The organism is Streptomyces sp. NPDC092045 (assembly GCF_044756005.1).
GTDB lineage: Bacteria > Actinomycetota > Actinomycetes > Streptomycetales > Streptomycetaceae > Streptomyces.
The window spans coordinates 459,152-474,165 of sequence record NZ_JBIVSC010000005.1; the positions used below are offsets into that span (position 1 = coordinate 459,152).

General features: G+C 74.8%; 11 protein-coding genes, 1 tRNA gene and 1 riboswitch. Of the genes, 8 read left to right on the plus strand and 4 right to left on the minus strand.

Going from position 1 to position 15,014, the window contains the following annotated elements:
- Positions 1-116: 116 nt before the first annotated feature.
- The 6 genes from ACIQKA_RS17940 to ACIQKA_RS17965 all read left to right on the plus strand — a co-directional run bounded on the left by ACIQKA_RS17940 (position 117) and on the right by ACIQKA_RS17965 (position 5,875).
- Positions 117-608 (plus strand): rhodanese-like domain-containing protein, encoded by a 492-nt coding sequence (locus tag ACIQKA_RS17940; RefSeq protein ID WP_402541472.1) that lies wholly within the window; start codon positions 117-119, stop codon positions 606-608.
- Positions 609-661: 53 nt separating this feature from the next.
- Positions 662-735, plus strand: a tRNA-Met gene (locus ACIQKA_RS17945).
- A gap of 135 nt (positions 736-870) precedes the next feature.
- Positions 871-1,611: a MerR family transcriptional regulator gene (locus tag ACIQKA_RS17950; protein ID WP_383149248.1), complete on the plus strand. Its 741-nt coding sequence runs from the start codon at positions 871-873 to the stop codon at positions 1,609-1,611.
- Between the two features lie 307 nt (positions 1,612-1,918).
- Positions 1,919-3,124: a SpoIIE family protein phosphatase gene (locus ACIQKA_RS17955; RefSeq protein ID WP_391095238.1), complete on the plus strand. Its 1,206-nt coding sequence runs from the start codon at positions 1,919-1,921 to the stop codon at positions 3,122-3,124.
- Positions 3,125-3,535: 411 nt separating this feature from the next.
- Positions 3,536-3,681: riboswitch (cyclic di-AMP (ydaO/yuaA leader) on the plus strand.
- Positions 3,682-3,692: 11 nt separating this feature from the next.
- A complete protein-coding gene (locus ACIQKA_RS17960; RefSeq protein WP_383149244.1) occupies positions 3,693-4,826 on the plus strand; it encodes a M23 family metallopeptidase in 1,134 nt (377 codons plus the stop codon).
- A 95-nt stretch (positions 4,827-4,921) separates the two neighbouring features.
- Complete coding sequence (locus ACIQKA_RS17965; protein WP_383441345.1) at positions 4,922-5,875, plus strand: aldo/keto reductase; 954 nt, start codon at positions 4,922-4,924, stop codon at positions 5,873-5,875.
- A 122-nt stretch (positions 5,876-5,997) separates the two neighbouring features.
- Here the strand turns inward: ACIQKA_RS17965 and ACIQKA_RS17970 are convergent, their stop codons facing one another.
- From ACIQKA_RS17970 to ACIQKA_RS17985, 4 genes are all read right to left on the minus strand, one after another.
- Complete coding sequence (locus tag ACIQKA_RS17970; RefSeq protein ID WP_390109632.1) at positions 5,998-7,350, minus strand: PrsW family intramembrane metalloprotease; 1,353 nt, start codon at positions 7,348-7,350, stop codon at positions 5,998-6,000.
- 122 nt (positions 7,351-7,472) lie between these two features.
- A complete protein-coding gene (gene trmB / locus ACIQKA_RS17975) occupies positions 7,473-8,192 on the minus strand; it encodes a tRNA (guanosine(46)-N7)-methyltransferase TrmB (RefSeq protein ID WP_383149523.1) in 720 nt (239 codons plus the stop codon).
- A 302-nt stretch (positions 8,193-8,494) separates the two neighbouring features.
- Positions 8,495-9,679, minus strand: a complete 1,185-nt coding sequence (lhgO, locus tag ACIQKA_RS17980; protein WP_390109630.1) for an L-2-hydroxyglutarate oxidase — start codon at positions 9,677-9,679, stop codon at positions 8,495-8,497.
- 263 nt (positions 9,680-9,942) lie between these two features.
- On the minus strand, positions 9,943-11,385 hold the full coding sequence (locus ACIQKA_RS17985) for an MFS transporter (RefSeq protein ID WP_383149238.1): 1,443 nt from the start codon (positions 11,383-11,385) through the stop codon (positions 9,943-9,945).
- A 569-nt stretch (positions 11,386-11,954) separates the two neighbouring features.
- Here ACIQKA_RS17985 and ACIQKA_RS17990 point away from each other — a divergent pair.
- Both ACIQKA_RS17990 and ACIQKA_RS17995 read left to right on the plus strand, forming a co-directional pair.
- Positions 11,955-14,246 carry an asparagine synthase-related protein gene (locus ACIQKA_RS17990; protein WP_383149521.1) on the plus strand — a complete coding sequence of 764 codons (2,292 nt, stop codon included), beginning with the start codon at positions 11,955-11,957 and terminating at the stop codon, positions 14,244-14,246.
- 123 nt (positions 14,247-14,369) lie between these two features.
- The gene (locus ACIQKA_RS17995; protein WP_383184691.1) at positions 14,370-14,972 is read left to right on the plus strand and encodes a Uma2 family endonuclease; all 603 of its coding nucleotides are present in this window, start codon (positions 14,370-14,372) and stop codon (positions 14,970-14,972) included.
- The last annotated feature ends 42 nt before the right edge of the window (positions 14,973-15,014 follow it).

The window sequence follows — 15,014 nt, forward strand, 5'->3', positions numbered from 1 at the left end:
CGGTGCGTGAGATCCCCGGCTTCCCACGCCGAACGCCCGGGAATCCCCGGCCGAGGGCCGTGACCGCCGTGGTTCCTCACTTCAGCCCGGTGCCCTCCGCATCTAATTTGATCACCATGACGACGACACCGCAGGTCAACCCGGTACTCCGCACCCCGCCGGCCTCTCCCACCGCCGCTGCCGCGTACTTCTCCGCGAGCCTCGCCTTCCACGCCGACGTCTCCGACGTGGCCTCGGTCCTCGCCGCCTCCGCGGCCGACGGCACCGACCCCGGCTTCGTCCTGGTCGACACCCGGTCCACGGCCGCCTGGGACCAGGGGCACGTGCCCGGAGCCGTCCACCTGCCGACCGCGCTGGTCCCCGAGCGGGCCGAGGAGCTGCTCGACCGGTCCGTGCCGGTCGTCACGTACTGCTGGGGCCCCGGCTGCAACGGCGCCACCCGCGCCGCGCTCGCCCTCGCGGAGCGGGGCTTCCAGGTCAAGGAGATGCTCGGCGGCTTCGAGTACTGGGTGCGGGAGGGCTTCGCGTACGAGACCTGGGAGGGGCCCGCGGAGAGGGCCGCGGACCCCCTGACGGCCCCGGTCGGAACCGGCGACTGCGGCTGCTGACGTAAACCGATTTCAGGATCGCCCCGGTCATGCCGTACAGTCGTGTTTACCGACGCGGGGTGGAGCAGCTCGGTAGCTCGCTGGGCTCATAACCCAGAGGTCGCAGGTTCAAATCCTGTCCCCGCTACTCAGTGGCACGAAGGCCCGGATCCTCTTTGGATCCGGGCCTTCGTCGTTTCCGGTCCGGCTTCCGCTCGCCCCCTCACCCGCGCGCACCCCTTCGGTTGACCTTGACGCAACGTCAAGATCTAGCGTTCTCGACATGGAGTGGTCGATCCAGGAGATCGCCAAGAAGGCCGGCACCACCAGCCGCACCCTCCGGCACTACGGGGAGCGCGGACTGCTGGAGCCGAGCCGGATCGGCGCGAACGGTTACCGGTACTACGACGAGGCGGCGCTCGTGCGGTTGCAGCGGATCCTGCTGCTGCGCGAGCTGGGGCTCTCGCTGCCCGCCATCGCCGAGGTCCTCGCGGGCCAGCGGGACACGTCCGCCGCCCTGCGCACCCACCTCGCCCTCCTGGAACAGGAGCGCGAGCGCATCGGACGCCGGATCGCGTCGGTGCGGACCACCCTCCACAAGACCGAGAACGGAGAGGAACTCATGGCGGACGAGATGTTCGACGGCTTCGACCACACGCGGTACGAGGAGGAGGTCACCCATCGCTGGGGCCGCGAGGCGTACGAGCAGGGCGACCGGTGGTGGCGCTCGCTGGACGAGGAGCAGAGACGGGCCTTCGTCGAGGAGCAGGCCGGCATCGCCCGCGACTTCGGGAAGGCGGCGCGGGACGGCCTGGCCGCCGACAGCGACGAGGTGCAGGCCATCGCGCGGCGCCAGATCGCGTGGCTGTCGACCACGACGACGCCGACCAAGGAGTACGTGATCGGCCTCGGCCGGATGTACGTTGACGACCCCCGCTTCACCAAGAACTACGACAAGCACGGCGAGGGCACCGCGGTCCTCGTCCGGGACGCGATGGCGGTCTATGCCGAGCGGAACATGTGACCGGACGGGCTTTTCCGGCGACCCTGGCCGCCCTGGCCGCCCTGGCCGCCCTGGGCGGCTTTGGTGGCCCCGGTGGCCCCGGTGGCCCCGGTGGCCCCGGTGGCCCCGGTGGCTTTCGTGCCCGGGCCCACGCCCGGCCCCTGCCCGCCCCCAGCCCCTGCCCGGGCCCGCGCCCAGACTCGCGCCCCCATCGGCCGCACGCCGTACACCGGTCGGCCGTGCGGAGTCGCCGTCCGGCGGGGCGGCGGCCACCCTGGAAGGGAGCGGTGCGGGGCCGCGGCCGGGCGGACCGGGCAGGAGAGAACAGGTGGGGCACCCCCTAGGAGCGGCGGGAGGCGGGCGGCGGGGCGGTGAGGGCCGTCCCGGGTACCGGGGCGCCCGGCGATTCATCCGCGCGCTGCCGCCGCTGATCATCGTGGGCGGCATCCTCTTCGACGTGGCGACGCCCGCCCCGTACACCGCCTCCCCGATGCTCGCCGCCGCCCCGCTGGTCGCCGCGCCCTTCTTCTCCCTGCTCGTCACCCTCCTCACCGGGATCGCCGCCGTCCTCGCCTCCGTCGGCCTCTACCTCTTCAGCGACGACGTCACCCGCGCCCCGGCCGTCGCCGAGACCCTGACCGTGTTCACGGTCTCCGTGCTCGCGCTCCTCATCAACCGGGTGGTGCGCCGCAGCGGTGAACGGCTCGCCTCGGCGCGGGTCATCGCGGAGACCGCGCAGAAGGCGGTGCTGCCGACGCCCGCCGAGCGGATCGGCGGGCTGCGGTGCGCGGCCCGTTACGAGGCGGCGCAGGCGGACGCGTTCATCGGCGGCGACCTGTTCGCCGTGCAGGACACCCCGCACGGGGTGCGGCTCGTGGTCGGGGACGTGCGGGGCAAGGGCATGGACGCGGTCGAGGCCGTCGCCGTCGTCATCGGGGCCTTCCGGGAGGCGGCCGAGCAGGAGCGGACCCTGGAGGGCGTGGCGCAGCGGCTCGAACGGGCACTGGACCGGGAGGGCACCCGCCGGGACAGCCTCGACGCCGTCGAGGGGTTCACCACCGCCGTGCTGGCCGAGATCCCGCGCTCCGACGGCACCGGCACCTTCGACGGTTTCGTACGGGTCGTCAACCGGGGGCACCCGTCCCCGCTGATGCTGCACGGGGACGGGCGGGTCGAGCCGGTCGACCCGAGCCGGCCGGCGCTGCCGCTCGGCATGGGGGACCTCGCATCGTGGCCGGACCGGGCCGAGGCGCGCCCGTACCCGCCGGGCACGACGCTGCTCTTCTACACCGACGGCCTCTCGGAGGCGCGGAACGCGCAGGGCGTCTTCTACGACCCGGCGGAGCGGCTGGCCGGGCGGATCTTCCCCGGGCCCGAGGAGATGCTCGACGCGCTCGTGGACGACGTACGGCTCCACACGGGCGGCGGGGCGACGGACGACATGGCGCTGCTCGCGCTGAACCGCCCGACGGCGGGGCAGCCGGAGCGGCGCCGGACGATGCCGGTGGTGCCGCCGGGCGGCCCCCGGCGCTGAACCGCCGAGCGGGCCCCGGCACTGAACCCCCGGGCGGGCTCCGGTACTGAACCCCGGGGCGGCCCCCGGCACTGAACCGCCGACCAGGCCCCGGCACTGAACCGCCGGACGGCCCCCGGCGCCGAACCGTCCGGTAGGCCCCGGCGCCCCCGGCACCGAACCGTCCGGCAGGACCCGGCGGCCCCGTCACCAGGGGTAGTCGAGAGGTCTCCCTGTGATAACAATTGACGTACCGTCAGATTGCGGAGGTTTTGCCGTTCGGGAGATCCGCCTCACTGAAGGGGCATCAACCGGGGCGAATCCCTACCGATTGAATGAACGATCACGGGGGACGGCTTGGAATCGGGACCCCCTGTCTATTAACGTTCGATAACGCAGCGCGGTCGTCCCAGCCGTCGCAAGAGACGGCACCGTGCGCACGCGCCGAATCCCGAAAGGGAACCGGGGAACCACCATTTGGGGTGAATCGAGCCCTTCGCACTCGTGCGGCCGGCCCGTAGGAGACCTTCCTGCTCCGAACCCGTCAGCTAACCCGGTAGGCGAGAAGGAAGGAAAGGAGCGCGCCTCCGTGGCGTCCAACACCCCTGCCCCCGAAGCCCCCTTCGATGCCTTCGGCGGCGGTGCGGCTCCCTCCGTCCCGAACACCGAGTGGAACCCCACCGAGGACTCCCTCCGCGCCCAGGGCCGCTCCGGCGGCCGGCACCGGGTCGTCAAGCAGCGCTCCAACTTCGCCCGTTCCTCCACCGTCCTCGGCGTCGGCGTCATCGCGGCCGTGGGCGCGGGCGGTCTCGCCACCGCGCAGGACAAGCCGCCGGTGGCGATATCGCTCCCGGACCTTCCCGACCTCAACCTGCCCGACGCCCACGACCTCCCCGGCGTCGGCGCCCTCCTGCCCGGCGCGGAGGAGCGGGAGACGGTCCCCGCGGACCGCGCCAACCCGAACCCGCTGACCTCCGCCGCGTACACCACCGAGGCCGACGAGCGGACCGCGCGGACCGGGCAGGTCACGCGGGCGAGCCTGTCGACGGCGGACGCCCCGGGCGCCGCCGACGCGGGCGAGGCCCTGCGCGCCCGCATCCTCCAGCAGGCCGAGCAGCAGCAGGCCTCCGCCGACGCCGCCGAGAAGGCCGCGGCGGAGAAGGCGGCGGCCGAGAAGGCCGCGGCCGAGGCGCAGGCCAAGGCCGACGCGGCGGAGAAGGCGGCCGCCGAGGCGAAGGCGAAGGCCGAGGCGGAGGCCAAGGCCAAGGCGGAGGCGGAAGCCAGGGCGAAGGCCGAGGCCGAGCGCCTCGCCAAGCTCGCCGCCAGCTACTCGATGCCCCTCTCCTCGTACTCCCTCACCGCCACCTACATGCAGTCCGGCTCGATGTGGTCCTCCGGCTACCACACCGGCCTCGACTTCGCGGCCCCCACCGGCACCCCGCTCAAGGCGGTCCACGGGGCCACCGTCAAGTCGGCGGGCTGGTCCGGCTCCTACGGCTACCGGATCGTCCTGGAGCTGGAGGACGGCACCGAGATCTGGTACTGCCACCTCTCCTCCATGACGGTCAGCGCCGGCCAGACCGTCGGCACCGGCGAGACGATCGGCCGCGTCGGCGCCACCGGCAACGTCTCCGGCGCCCACCTCCACCTGGAGATCCACCCCGGCGGCGGCGACGGCGTCGACCCGGCGGCCTGGCTGCGCTCCAAGGGCCTGACGGTCTGACCCCCGGGCCCTCCCCGGGCCCTCCCCGGGCCATCCCGGGGCCCTGCCCGGGCCCGCGCGGAATAGGCCCGGCGGCGGAGACCGTTGATCACCCCATGACCTCTCTCCGTACGCTGGGCACGTCCGACCTGCACGTCTTCCCGCTCGCCCTCGGCGGCAACGTCTTCGGCTGGACCGCCGACGAGGCGCAGTCCTTCGCCGTCCTCGACGCCTACACCGCCGCCGGCGGCAACTTCGTCGACTCCGCCGACGTCTATTCGGCCTGGGCCGAGGGCAACGAGGGCGGCGAGTCCGAGACCGTCATCGGCCGCTGGCTCGCCTCCCGCGGCAACCGCGACGACGTCGTGGTCGCCACCAAGGCCGGCGCCCACCCCCGGTTCAAGGGGCTCTCCGCCCCCACGATCAAGGCCGCCGCCGAGGAGTCCCTGCGCCGCCTCGGCACCGACCGCATCGACCTGTACTACACCCACTTCGACGACGAGTCCGTCCCCGTCGAGGAGATCGTCACCGCCCTCGACCAGCTCGTGAAGGAGGGCAAGGTGCGGGCCGTCGCCGCCTCCAACATCTCCCCGGAGCGGCTCCGGGCCTCCCTCGACTTCGCCGAGGCCGAGGGCCTCGCCCGCTACGTCGCCCTCCAGCCGCACTACAACCTGGTCTCCCGCGACACCTACGAGGGCCCGCTCCTGGAGACCGCCGAGCGGACGGGGCTCGCCGCCGTCCCGTACTACGGCCTCGCCTCCGGCTTCCTCACCGGCAAGTACCGCCCCGGCACCGCCGTCGACAGCGCCCGCGCCGCCGGGGCCGGCAAGCACCTCGACACCGAGCGGGGCCGGGCCGTGCTCTCCGCGCTCGACGCGGTCGCCGGGGCGCACGGCGCCGAGCCCGCCACCGTCGCCCTCGCCTGGCTCGCCTCCCGTCCGACGGTCGTCGCGCCGATCGCCTCGGCCCGTACGGTCGAGCAGCTCCCGGCCCTGGTCGCCTCCGCCGACCTGGAGCTCACGGAGGAGGAGCTGAAGCTCCTGACCGAGGCCTCGGCGATCCAGGACTGACCGCGATCCAGGACTGACCGCGCGCCGGAACCGACCGCGCGCCGGAACCGACCGCGCGCCGGAACCGACCGCGCGCCGGGGCCGACCGCGCGCCGGGGTCCGGTCCGCCGGACGGCCGGGGCCTAACCGCGGTACGGGTTGTAGCCGCCGTAGTCCAGGTACTGCGGCGGCGTCCACGCCCGGCCCGTCGCCCGGGCCGCGTACGTCAGCGCGGGCGAGGCGACCGCCCTGCGCTGCCACAGGTGGTGAAGGAGTTCCTGCTCGCGGGCCGCGAAGTCGGGCCCGGCGGTGCCGCGCCGGGCCCGGTCCCGCAGGAACGCCAGGGTCGTCGCGAAGGTCTCGTACTCGCCGACGGTCCGCGCGCCCCGCTTGCCGTACGTCCGGGCGGCGTAGGAGCGGGCGAGCTCGCGGGCCCGCATGGAGGAGAGCGCGAGCGGCTCGTCGGGGGAGAGCCAGCCGGCCGCCGCGTACGCCGGGAGCTCGCCGGAGACCGTGCGCAGCTCCCGCTGCCGGCTCCACACCGCGAGCCAGGTCAGCAGGCCGAAGGCCGGCATCATGAGCGCCCCGTACACCGCGTAGAAGGCCCAGGGGCCGCCGAGGGTGGCCGAGCCGTTCCAGGCGGCGTGCATGCCCATGGCGAGCAGCAGTCCGGCGAGCGGCAGCAGCACCTTCCGCAGCCGCTTCCCGCGCGGGGCGAGCGCGGCGAAGCCGAAGCCGAGGCCGGTGAGCACGGTGAACAGCGGGTGCGCGAACGGCGACATCACGACCCGCACGAAGAAGGTCCCGGCGGTCACCATGCCGATGCCGGTGGCGCCGACCTCCTGGTCCTCGCCGAAGGCGTTGCCGAGGTAGAGGATGTTCTCGGTGAAGGCGAAGCCGGTCGCGGTGAAGCCGGCGAACACCACCCCGTCGACGAGCCCGCCGAAGTGCCGGCGGCGGAAGAGGAAGAGCAGCAGGATCGCGGCGGCCTTGGCGCTCTCCTCCACCACGGGGGCGATCACGGTGGCGCCGAGGTGGTCGGCGGAGTCCGGGTCGGCGGTGGCGGTGGCGATCCAGCGGACCGCGAAGGAGTTCGCCAGGATCGCGACGAGCGCGGCGGCGAAGGCGCCCCACGCGAAGGCGAAGAGCAGGTTCTTCCACGGCCCCGGATCGACCCGGTCGAGCCAGCGGAACGCCGCCATGAGCAGCGGTACGGGGAGCACGGCGAGGGCCAGGCCGACGAGGAAGCCCTGCGTGCCCGTCTGCTCGCGGACCATCGCCAGGATGACCAGGGCGCAGATCGCGAGCACGGTGACCAGGCATATCGCCCGGACCAGCCGGCTGCGCCAGAAGGCCCGGCGCGGCCGGTAGCGCCATTGGGACCGGTCGGCGGCGGCGGGGAAGGCCGGTTCCTCGGTGTCCCGGTGGGGGACGGGAACGGCTTCGGACCCGGGTCCGTGACCGGGTCCGGCTGCGGCGGGGGCGGGGTTCGACACGTGAGCGACCCTAACGACCGGCACGGACAGGGGCGACGCACTTACGCGCCGCCCGCGTTCCCTCCGCTTCCCGCGTTCCCTCCGCTTCCGCGCTTCCCCCGCTTCCTCCGGGAGGGGACGTCTCACTTCCTCCGGAAGAGGAGGTCGTGGACGACGTGCCCCTTGTCGAGCCCCTGGCCCTCGAAGCGGGTGAGGGGCCGGAAGCCGGGGCGGGGCGCGTAGCCGCCGTCGGCCTGTGTGTTCTCGAAGTCCGGGTGCGCGGTGAGCACCTCCAGCATCTGCTCGGCGTACTCCTCCCAGTCGGTGGCGCAGTGCAGCACGGCACCGGGCTTGAGACGGGTCGCGAGGAGGCCGAGGAACTCGGGCTGGATCAGCCGCCGCTTGTGGTGGCGGGCCTTGGGCCACGGGTCGGGGAAGTACACCCGGCAGCCGTCGAGGGAGTCGCCGGCCAGCATCTCGCGGAGCAGGATGATCGCGTCGCCGTTGGCCACGCGGACGTTGGTGAGGCCGTTCCGGTCGGCGAGCCCGAGCAGGTTGCCCTGGCCGGGGGTGTGCACGTCCACGGCGAGGATGCCGGTGCCGGGGTCGGCGGCCGCCATCTGCGCGGTCGCCTCGCCCATCCCGAAGCCGATCTCCAGGACGACCGGGAGCCCGTCGAACATCTCCTCCAGGTCCAGGACCCGCTTGCCGTCGATGTCGAGGCCCCAGTCGGGCCACCGCTTCAGCATCGCCTCGGCCTGCCCGGCGGTCACCCGGCTGCGGCGCGGCTGGAAGCTCCGGATCCGCCGCTCGTGGTGCGAGCCGGCGGGATCGGGCAGGGGCCCCTCTCCGGGAGCGAACATCCGACTGCCCCGCCGCGCGACGGGCTGGGGGGCGGGGTCGGCGACGGGACGCGGGCTGTTCTCAGGCTGCTCAGACACAATGCGCACGATTCTACGGGTGGGGGCGGGCACGCGCGGGTCGCCCGCGTGCGCCTGGACCGGCGGGCGGCGGACTTCGCACGGCCACCGGTGTGTACGGGGCATCGGCCGCCGGTGTGTACGGGACGTCGACAGCCGTGCGTACGGACGGACGCGTCCGGGGGCGTACCGACGGACGCGCGCGACGGGTACGACGCGTACGGCGGGTACGACGCGTACGGCGGCTACAGGAGCGCCAGCGCCCGCCCCGCCACCTCACGCCCGATCGGCAGCGAGGCCGTCGCCGCGGGCGAGGGCGCGTTCAGGACGTGGACCGTGCGCGCCGCCTCGCGGATCAGGAAGTCGTCGACGAGCGTCCCGTCCCGCAGCACCGCCTGCGCCCGGACCCCCGGCGCGGCCCGGCGCAGGTCGGACTCCTCCACGACGGGGAGGAGCCGCCGCACCGCCTCCGTGAAGGCCCGCTTGGAGACCGAGCGGTGCAGCTCGCCCGCCCCGTACCGCCAGTGCTCCCGGGCGATGGCCCACGAGCCGGGCCAGGCCAGGGTGGCGCCCAGCTCGCGCGGGCGGACGACGGACCAGCCGTACCCCTCGCGGGCGAGGGCCGGCACCGCGTTCGGCCCGATGTGGACCCCGCCGTCGACGCCCCGCGTCAGGTGCACCCCGAGGAACGGGAACGCCGGGTCCGGCACCGGATAGACCAGGCCCCGCACCAGCGACGGGTCCGCCAGCTCGTAGTACTCACCCCGGAAGGGGACGATCCGCATCCCCGGGTCGTCGCCGGCGAGGCGTGCGATCCGGTCGCAGTACAGCCCGGCGCAGTTCACCAGGACCCGCGCCCGGACCACCCGCCCGTCGGCCGTCCGCACGGCGACCCCCCAGGGCCGCCGGTCGATCACGGCCGCCTCCGCGCCGTACAGGATCCGCGCCCCGGACGCCTCGGCGAGCCGCTCCGCCACCGCCCCGTAGTCGCAGATCCCGGTCGTGCCGACGTGGATCGCGGCGAGCCCCCGCACCCGCGGCTCGTACTCGCTGATCTGTGCCGGGCCCAGCTCCCGCACCGGGATGCCGTTCTCCCGGCCGCGCTGCACGAGCGCGTGCAGCCGGGGCAGCTCCTCGCGCGCGGTGGCGACGACGAGCTTCCCCGTCACCTCGTACGGAATGCCCCACTCCGCGCAGAACTTGACCATCTCGGCCGCGCCCTCGACCGCGAACCGCGCCTTGAGGGAGCCCGGCCGGTAGTAGATGCCGCTGTGGATCACCCCGCTGTTGCGCCCGGTCTGGTGGCGCGCGAGGGCGTGCTCCTTCTCCAGGACCGTGACCCGGGTGCCGGGGGCGGCGCGCGTCAGCGCGTACGCCGTCGACAGACCGACGATCCCGCCGCCGATCACCAGCACGTCACAGTCGAACACCGGCCCCACCTCCCACCCCCGATACTGCACTGGCCCACTGACAACGCCGTGAAACCTCGCGCGGGCTCATGAGACGCGGTTCACCCGGGGGCGGGCGTTCAACCGGGGGCGGGCCCCCGTCGCACGGGGTCGGACCCCCGGCGCACGGAACCGGTCCCTCGTCGTCCCGGGCCGGACCCCCGCCGGCCGAAGGCGCGCCCTTGCCGGCCGGGTGCCGGCCCCCGTCGACCGGGTGCCGTCCGCCGTCCGGGTCCTCGCGGGTCTCACGCCGGGGCGACGAGCAGCGGCCGGGCCCGCTCGCGCAGTTCGATGACGCGCGGCTCGTCCCCGTACGGTTCGAGCCGGTGCAGCAGGTCCCGCACGTACTCCGTCGTCCGCGCCGACGAGATCCGCCCGGCCACCTCCACCGCGCGCGTGCCGGCCGCGCAGGCCGCGTCCAGGTTGCCGGACTCCAGTTCGGCGACGGCGGACACGACGAGCCGCAGGCCGTGCGAGCGGACGAACTCCTCGGTCGGCCGGGACAGCGCCTGCTCGGTGAAGCGGCGCACCTCGCGCGGCATCCGCAGGTCGCGGTAGCACTCGGCGGCGTCCGCGCAGAACCGGTCGTACGAGTAGAAGCCCAGCCAGGTCGGGTCGGAGTCGCCCGCCCGGGACCGCTCCAGCCAGCCCTCGGCGGACTTGAGCGCGGCCGCGGCGGCGGCCCCGTCCCCGGCCTTCGCGTGCGCGCGGGCCTCGACGAGCCGGAAGAAGGACATGGTGCGGGCGGTGGCGAGCCCCCGGTTGCGCTCCAGGGCGGCCTGGGCGAGGTCCACGCCCTCGTCGGCGAAGCCCCGGTAGGTGGCCTGGAGGGACATGGACGCCAGGACGTACCCGCCGAGGGGCACGTCGGCGGCGGCCCGGGCGAGCCGCAGGGCCTGGATGTAGTAGCGCTGCGCGGCCTCCTGCTGTCCGGTGTCGAAGGCCATCCAGCCGGCGAGCCGGGTCAGTTCGGCGGTCGCGCCGAACAGGGCCCGGCCGACCTCGTCCGAGTACGAGCCGAGCAGCAGCGGGGCCGCGTCCACGCGTAAGCACTCGGGGACCATGGACGACCGCCAGTCCCCGCCGCCGTACTTGGAGTCCCAGCGGCGCGCGTCCTCGGCCGCCTCGCGGAGTTTGGCGACGTCGCTGTGGCCCACGCGCGCGTGCTCCGGCGCGGGTGTCGTCGGAGGGCCGACCGCCGGGCGCGGGAGCTCCCGCTCCACCGACGGGTCGGCCGGGGTTATCAGCCAGCGGGACGCGGGCGTGGCGTACGCGCTCACCGCGAACGACCCGGCGAGCGACTGCCAGATGCCGCCCCCGCCGGCCCGCCGCCCGGCGAGGTCGAGCCGGTACAGGTCGGTGGCCGAGCGGACCGCCTCGCCCACGTCGCGCGGGAAGGCGAGCCCCACCTCGGGCGCCGGGTCGGCGTCGGCGAGCCCGATCTCGTGCAGCGGCACGGGACGGCCGAGCTTCTGCCCGATCGCGGCCGCGATCAGGTGCGGGGCGGCGCCCTGCGGGACCATGCCCTTGGACACCCAGCGGGCGACCGAGGTCTTGTCGTAGCGGAGCGTCAGCCCCCGCTGCGCACCGAGGTCGTTGACGCGCCGGGCGAGCCCGGCGTTGCTGATTCCCGCGAGGGCGAGAACCGTGCCGAGCTTTTCGTTCGGCCCGCGTTGCTCCCTGGACATGACGCCACCCCTCGACAGCACAGACGGCCGCCACGACGCCGGGCATAGGCGTGCGGCATTCGTAAGCACAGCGTAGTTCGCCGCATCCCTACCGTTAAGGGGCGGTGTTCCGTATGGCGAGATTGTTGTGTGACCAATCGGTGCGGACGTCCGTCGGGGCGTCCCGTGCTCCGGCCGTGTGGCCGTGCGCCCGGCCGTGCGCTCTCGTCCGGCCGGCGGGGGAGCGCTTCCATCGGTAGCGCGTGGGTCGGCCCATTCGGCCGGGGTCGGAGCTCCGGACCAGTGGGCTGGGGGACACCGCCGCCCCATTCCCCGCGGGCGGCGGACGGCGCCGGGAGGCGGAACCGCCTCCCGGCCAGCCGGTGACCCGTGGAGAACGGGCCGCTCCTCCCGGTGCCCGCGCGCCTTCCAAACCTCCGGGCGCGGTCGAAATTCGGCCGAATGTCGTCGGTGTCCAACTGGCCCATGCCAGGGGCGCATTCGGCTTTCGCGCGCGTGCGCCCGGACACCGCCCCGTGCGCCGTTGTCATGGCAGCATGTCTCCCACCGAAACGGACGTGGAGGCGCCGATGCGATGGCTGGTGGGCTGGAGCAGTGTCGCCGCGAGCTTCGCAACGACCGGGGGGGCACGGACGGGAGCGGCGAACGGCGCGTACGGCACGGGCCCGTCGGCCCACGGCCCGTACGGCGCGTACGTCTCCGGCACGGCGGCGGACCACGGCCCGTACGGCTCCGGAGCGACGGACCGGCACCCCTACGGGACGGACCGCGACCCCTACGGGGCCGATCGGAACTCCTACGGTACGGACCGGGCGACGGCGGCCGAGGGGCGCACGGTGCAACCGGTGGGCGCACAACTCCTCTGGGGAGGCCCCGACCCGCTCTGGGCGGTCGGCGACTGGCGCCCCGACGAGGTCCGGGTCGTGGCCGTCGACGGCCACACCCACATCGCCGTCCTCGGCTGCTGCGCCGCGGGCGACGACGAACTGCGCAGGGGGCTGCTCACCGCGCGCGGAGGCGCCCTGCGCCACCTCACGGCCTGGCCGGGAAGCTACACCGCCGTCGTCAAGGCCGGTCGGCGCGTCACCGTCACGGGTGACCTCGCGGGAGCCCGCCCGGTGTTCCACACCCCCTGGCAGGGCGGCACCGCGTACGCCACCGCCGCCCTGCCGCTCGCCGACCTCGTCGAGGCCCAGCTCGACATCGGCCACCTGGCCGCCCTGCTCGCCTGCCCCGAGACCCCGGAGGCGCTGCGCGACTCCACCCCCTACGAGGGCGTCCGCCGGGTCCCGCCCGGCCACGCGCTGATCCTGCGGGAGGGCTCGCGCGAGATCACCGGGTACGAACAGGTCGCCTCGCTCGCGGTCGCGACCCCCGAGTCCGACCCCCGGCAGGCCGTCGAAGGGGTCAGGGACGCCCTGGTCGAGGCCGTCCGCGCCCGGCTCACCGCACCCCGGCACGCGCCCGGCGCCCCGCTCCCCGACCCCGGCCCGGTCCCCGGCATGGGCCCCGCCGACCGGCGCGCCGCCCGGGGCGCGGTCCCGGCGCCCGGCATCGGCGCCGACCTGTCCGGCGGCAGCGCCTCCGGCACGCTCGCCCTCCTGGCGGCCGGGCTCCCGGGGGTGCCGGGCACGATCACCGGCCACGGCACGGGCGCGGGGGAGCGGCTGCTCGCCGTCACCTTCAACGACCTGGCCACGCGCGCGGGTGCGGACCGCGAGGACGAGCTGAAGCGGGCCCGGGAACTGGCCGCCGACCCGCGCCTGCACCACGTGGTCGTCGCGGCCGGCGAGGAGGCGCTCCCGTACGCCGCCCTGGACGGGCCGCTCACCGACGAGCCGGGACCCGCGCTCGTCACGGCCGAACGGCACCGGCGGCGACTCGCGGGCGGCAGCGCCGACCACTTCACCGGCATGGGCGCCAAGCAGGTCCTGGACGCGCACCCGGCGCGCCTCGCCGACCTCCTCATGGACCGCAGACGCCGCTCCCTGGTGCGTCCCGTCACCGCGCTCGCCAAGGCCTCGGGTCCTTCGGCGGGCGCGCTCCTGGTGCCGCTGACCGTGTACCGGGCGGCCCGGAGGCTGGCCCGCACCCCGTACCGCACCGGTCTGGAGACGGCGGCCCGCCGGGTCCTGGAGGCGAACCGCGCCGCCCCCGACGGCTTCGGCCCCCTGGAGGCCTCCCTCTCCGCCCTCGCCTGGTCGCGGCCGGGTCCGGCCGCGCGCTGGCTGACGGGGGAGGCACTGGCCGAAGTATCGGTTCGCCTGAACCGGGCGGCGACCCTCCCGTCCTCCGTCCAGCGTCCCGGCGAGGCACGCGCGCGTGCGGCCCTCGTCCGGGCCGCCGCCGACCACCGGGTCCTGGAGCAGGCCGCCGAGATCCGCGGCCAGCGGCTGCACGCCCCCTTCCTCGACAACCAGGTCGTACGGGCCTGCCGCGCCCTCCCCGAGTCGCTCCGGGTCCAGCCGGACGCCCGCGCCGGCATCCTGCGCACGGTCCTGACCGGCACCGGCATCCACGACCTGCCGCCCGGCTGGGGCGCCCCCCACCCCGCCGTCCCGGCCGCCGCCGTCCGCGCGGGCCTGCGCGCCGCGCTCCCCGGGCTCCTGGCCCTCTTCGACGCGCCGCTCCTCGCGGACGCGGGCCTGATCGAGGCCCGCGTCGTCCGCGAGGCCCTGCGCGCCGCCGCCGACGGCGAACCCGTCCCCCTCGACGGCCTCGCCGACCTCGTCTCCACCGAACTCTGGCTCCGCCGCCTCCTCGCCCGCCGGGGCTCCTGCTGGACCAGCACCACGGAGCCGCGCGCCCACCGCGCGGTCCAGGGACCGCTGATCCCGGCGTCGCGGTCGCTTCCGGCGTGAGCCCGCGCGGGGCGACTTCCGCTCGAAGGTTCGCGGCACGCTTGTTCGAGTGAACGCACTCCGGACCCCGCCGCGACGCCCGTTCTAAGCTGAGAGCGTCGCACCGAGCGAAGGAGGTCCGGCATGGCGCTGCCGCTGCCGATTCCGGAAGACGCGTTCTCCGAGGGCACGCCCGACCGCGAGGGTGCGAGTGTGCAGGAGACCTTCGAGCTGTTCAGTGCGCTGGCCCCCAAGGGCTGGCGCGTGGAGCTGGTCGAAGAGGAGATTCACGTGGTGCCTCCGGCCAACGGCGAGCACGAGGAGATCGTGACCGAGGTGGTGGAACAGGTCATCGCCCGACGGGTCGACAAGGAAGTGCGCAACTTCACGGGCATCGGCCTCAGCCTGCCGGGCACAGCCGACACGGCGCGGGTCATTCCCGACCTGGTCATCGCCCCCAAGGGCAGCTTCGCCGACCAGCAGGAATGGCACGCCCCCGACCCCGTCCTCCTCGTCGCCGAGGTCACCTCCTCCTCCACCGCGAGCCGCGACCGCGTCCGGAAGATCCGGGCCTACGCGCGCGCGGGCATCCCCCTCTACCTCCTGATCGACCGCGAGGCCGGCGAAGCCGTCGTGTGCTCCGGGCCGGAGGGAGACGACTACGACCACAAGTCCGTCCACAAGCTGGGGACGCCCGTCCCGATCCCGGCGCCCCTGGGCTTCACCCTGGACACGGCCGAGTTCTGACGCCCGCCCCTCTCCGGGCCGGCCCCGGGTAAACCCCGAGGC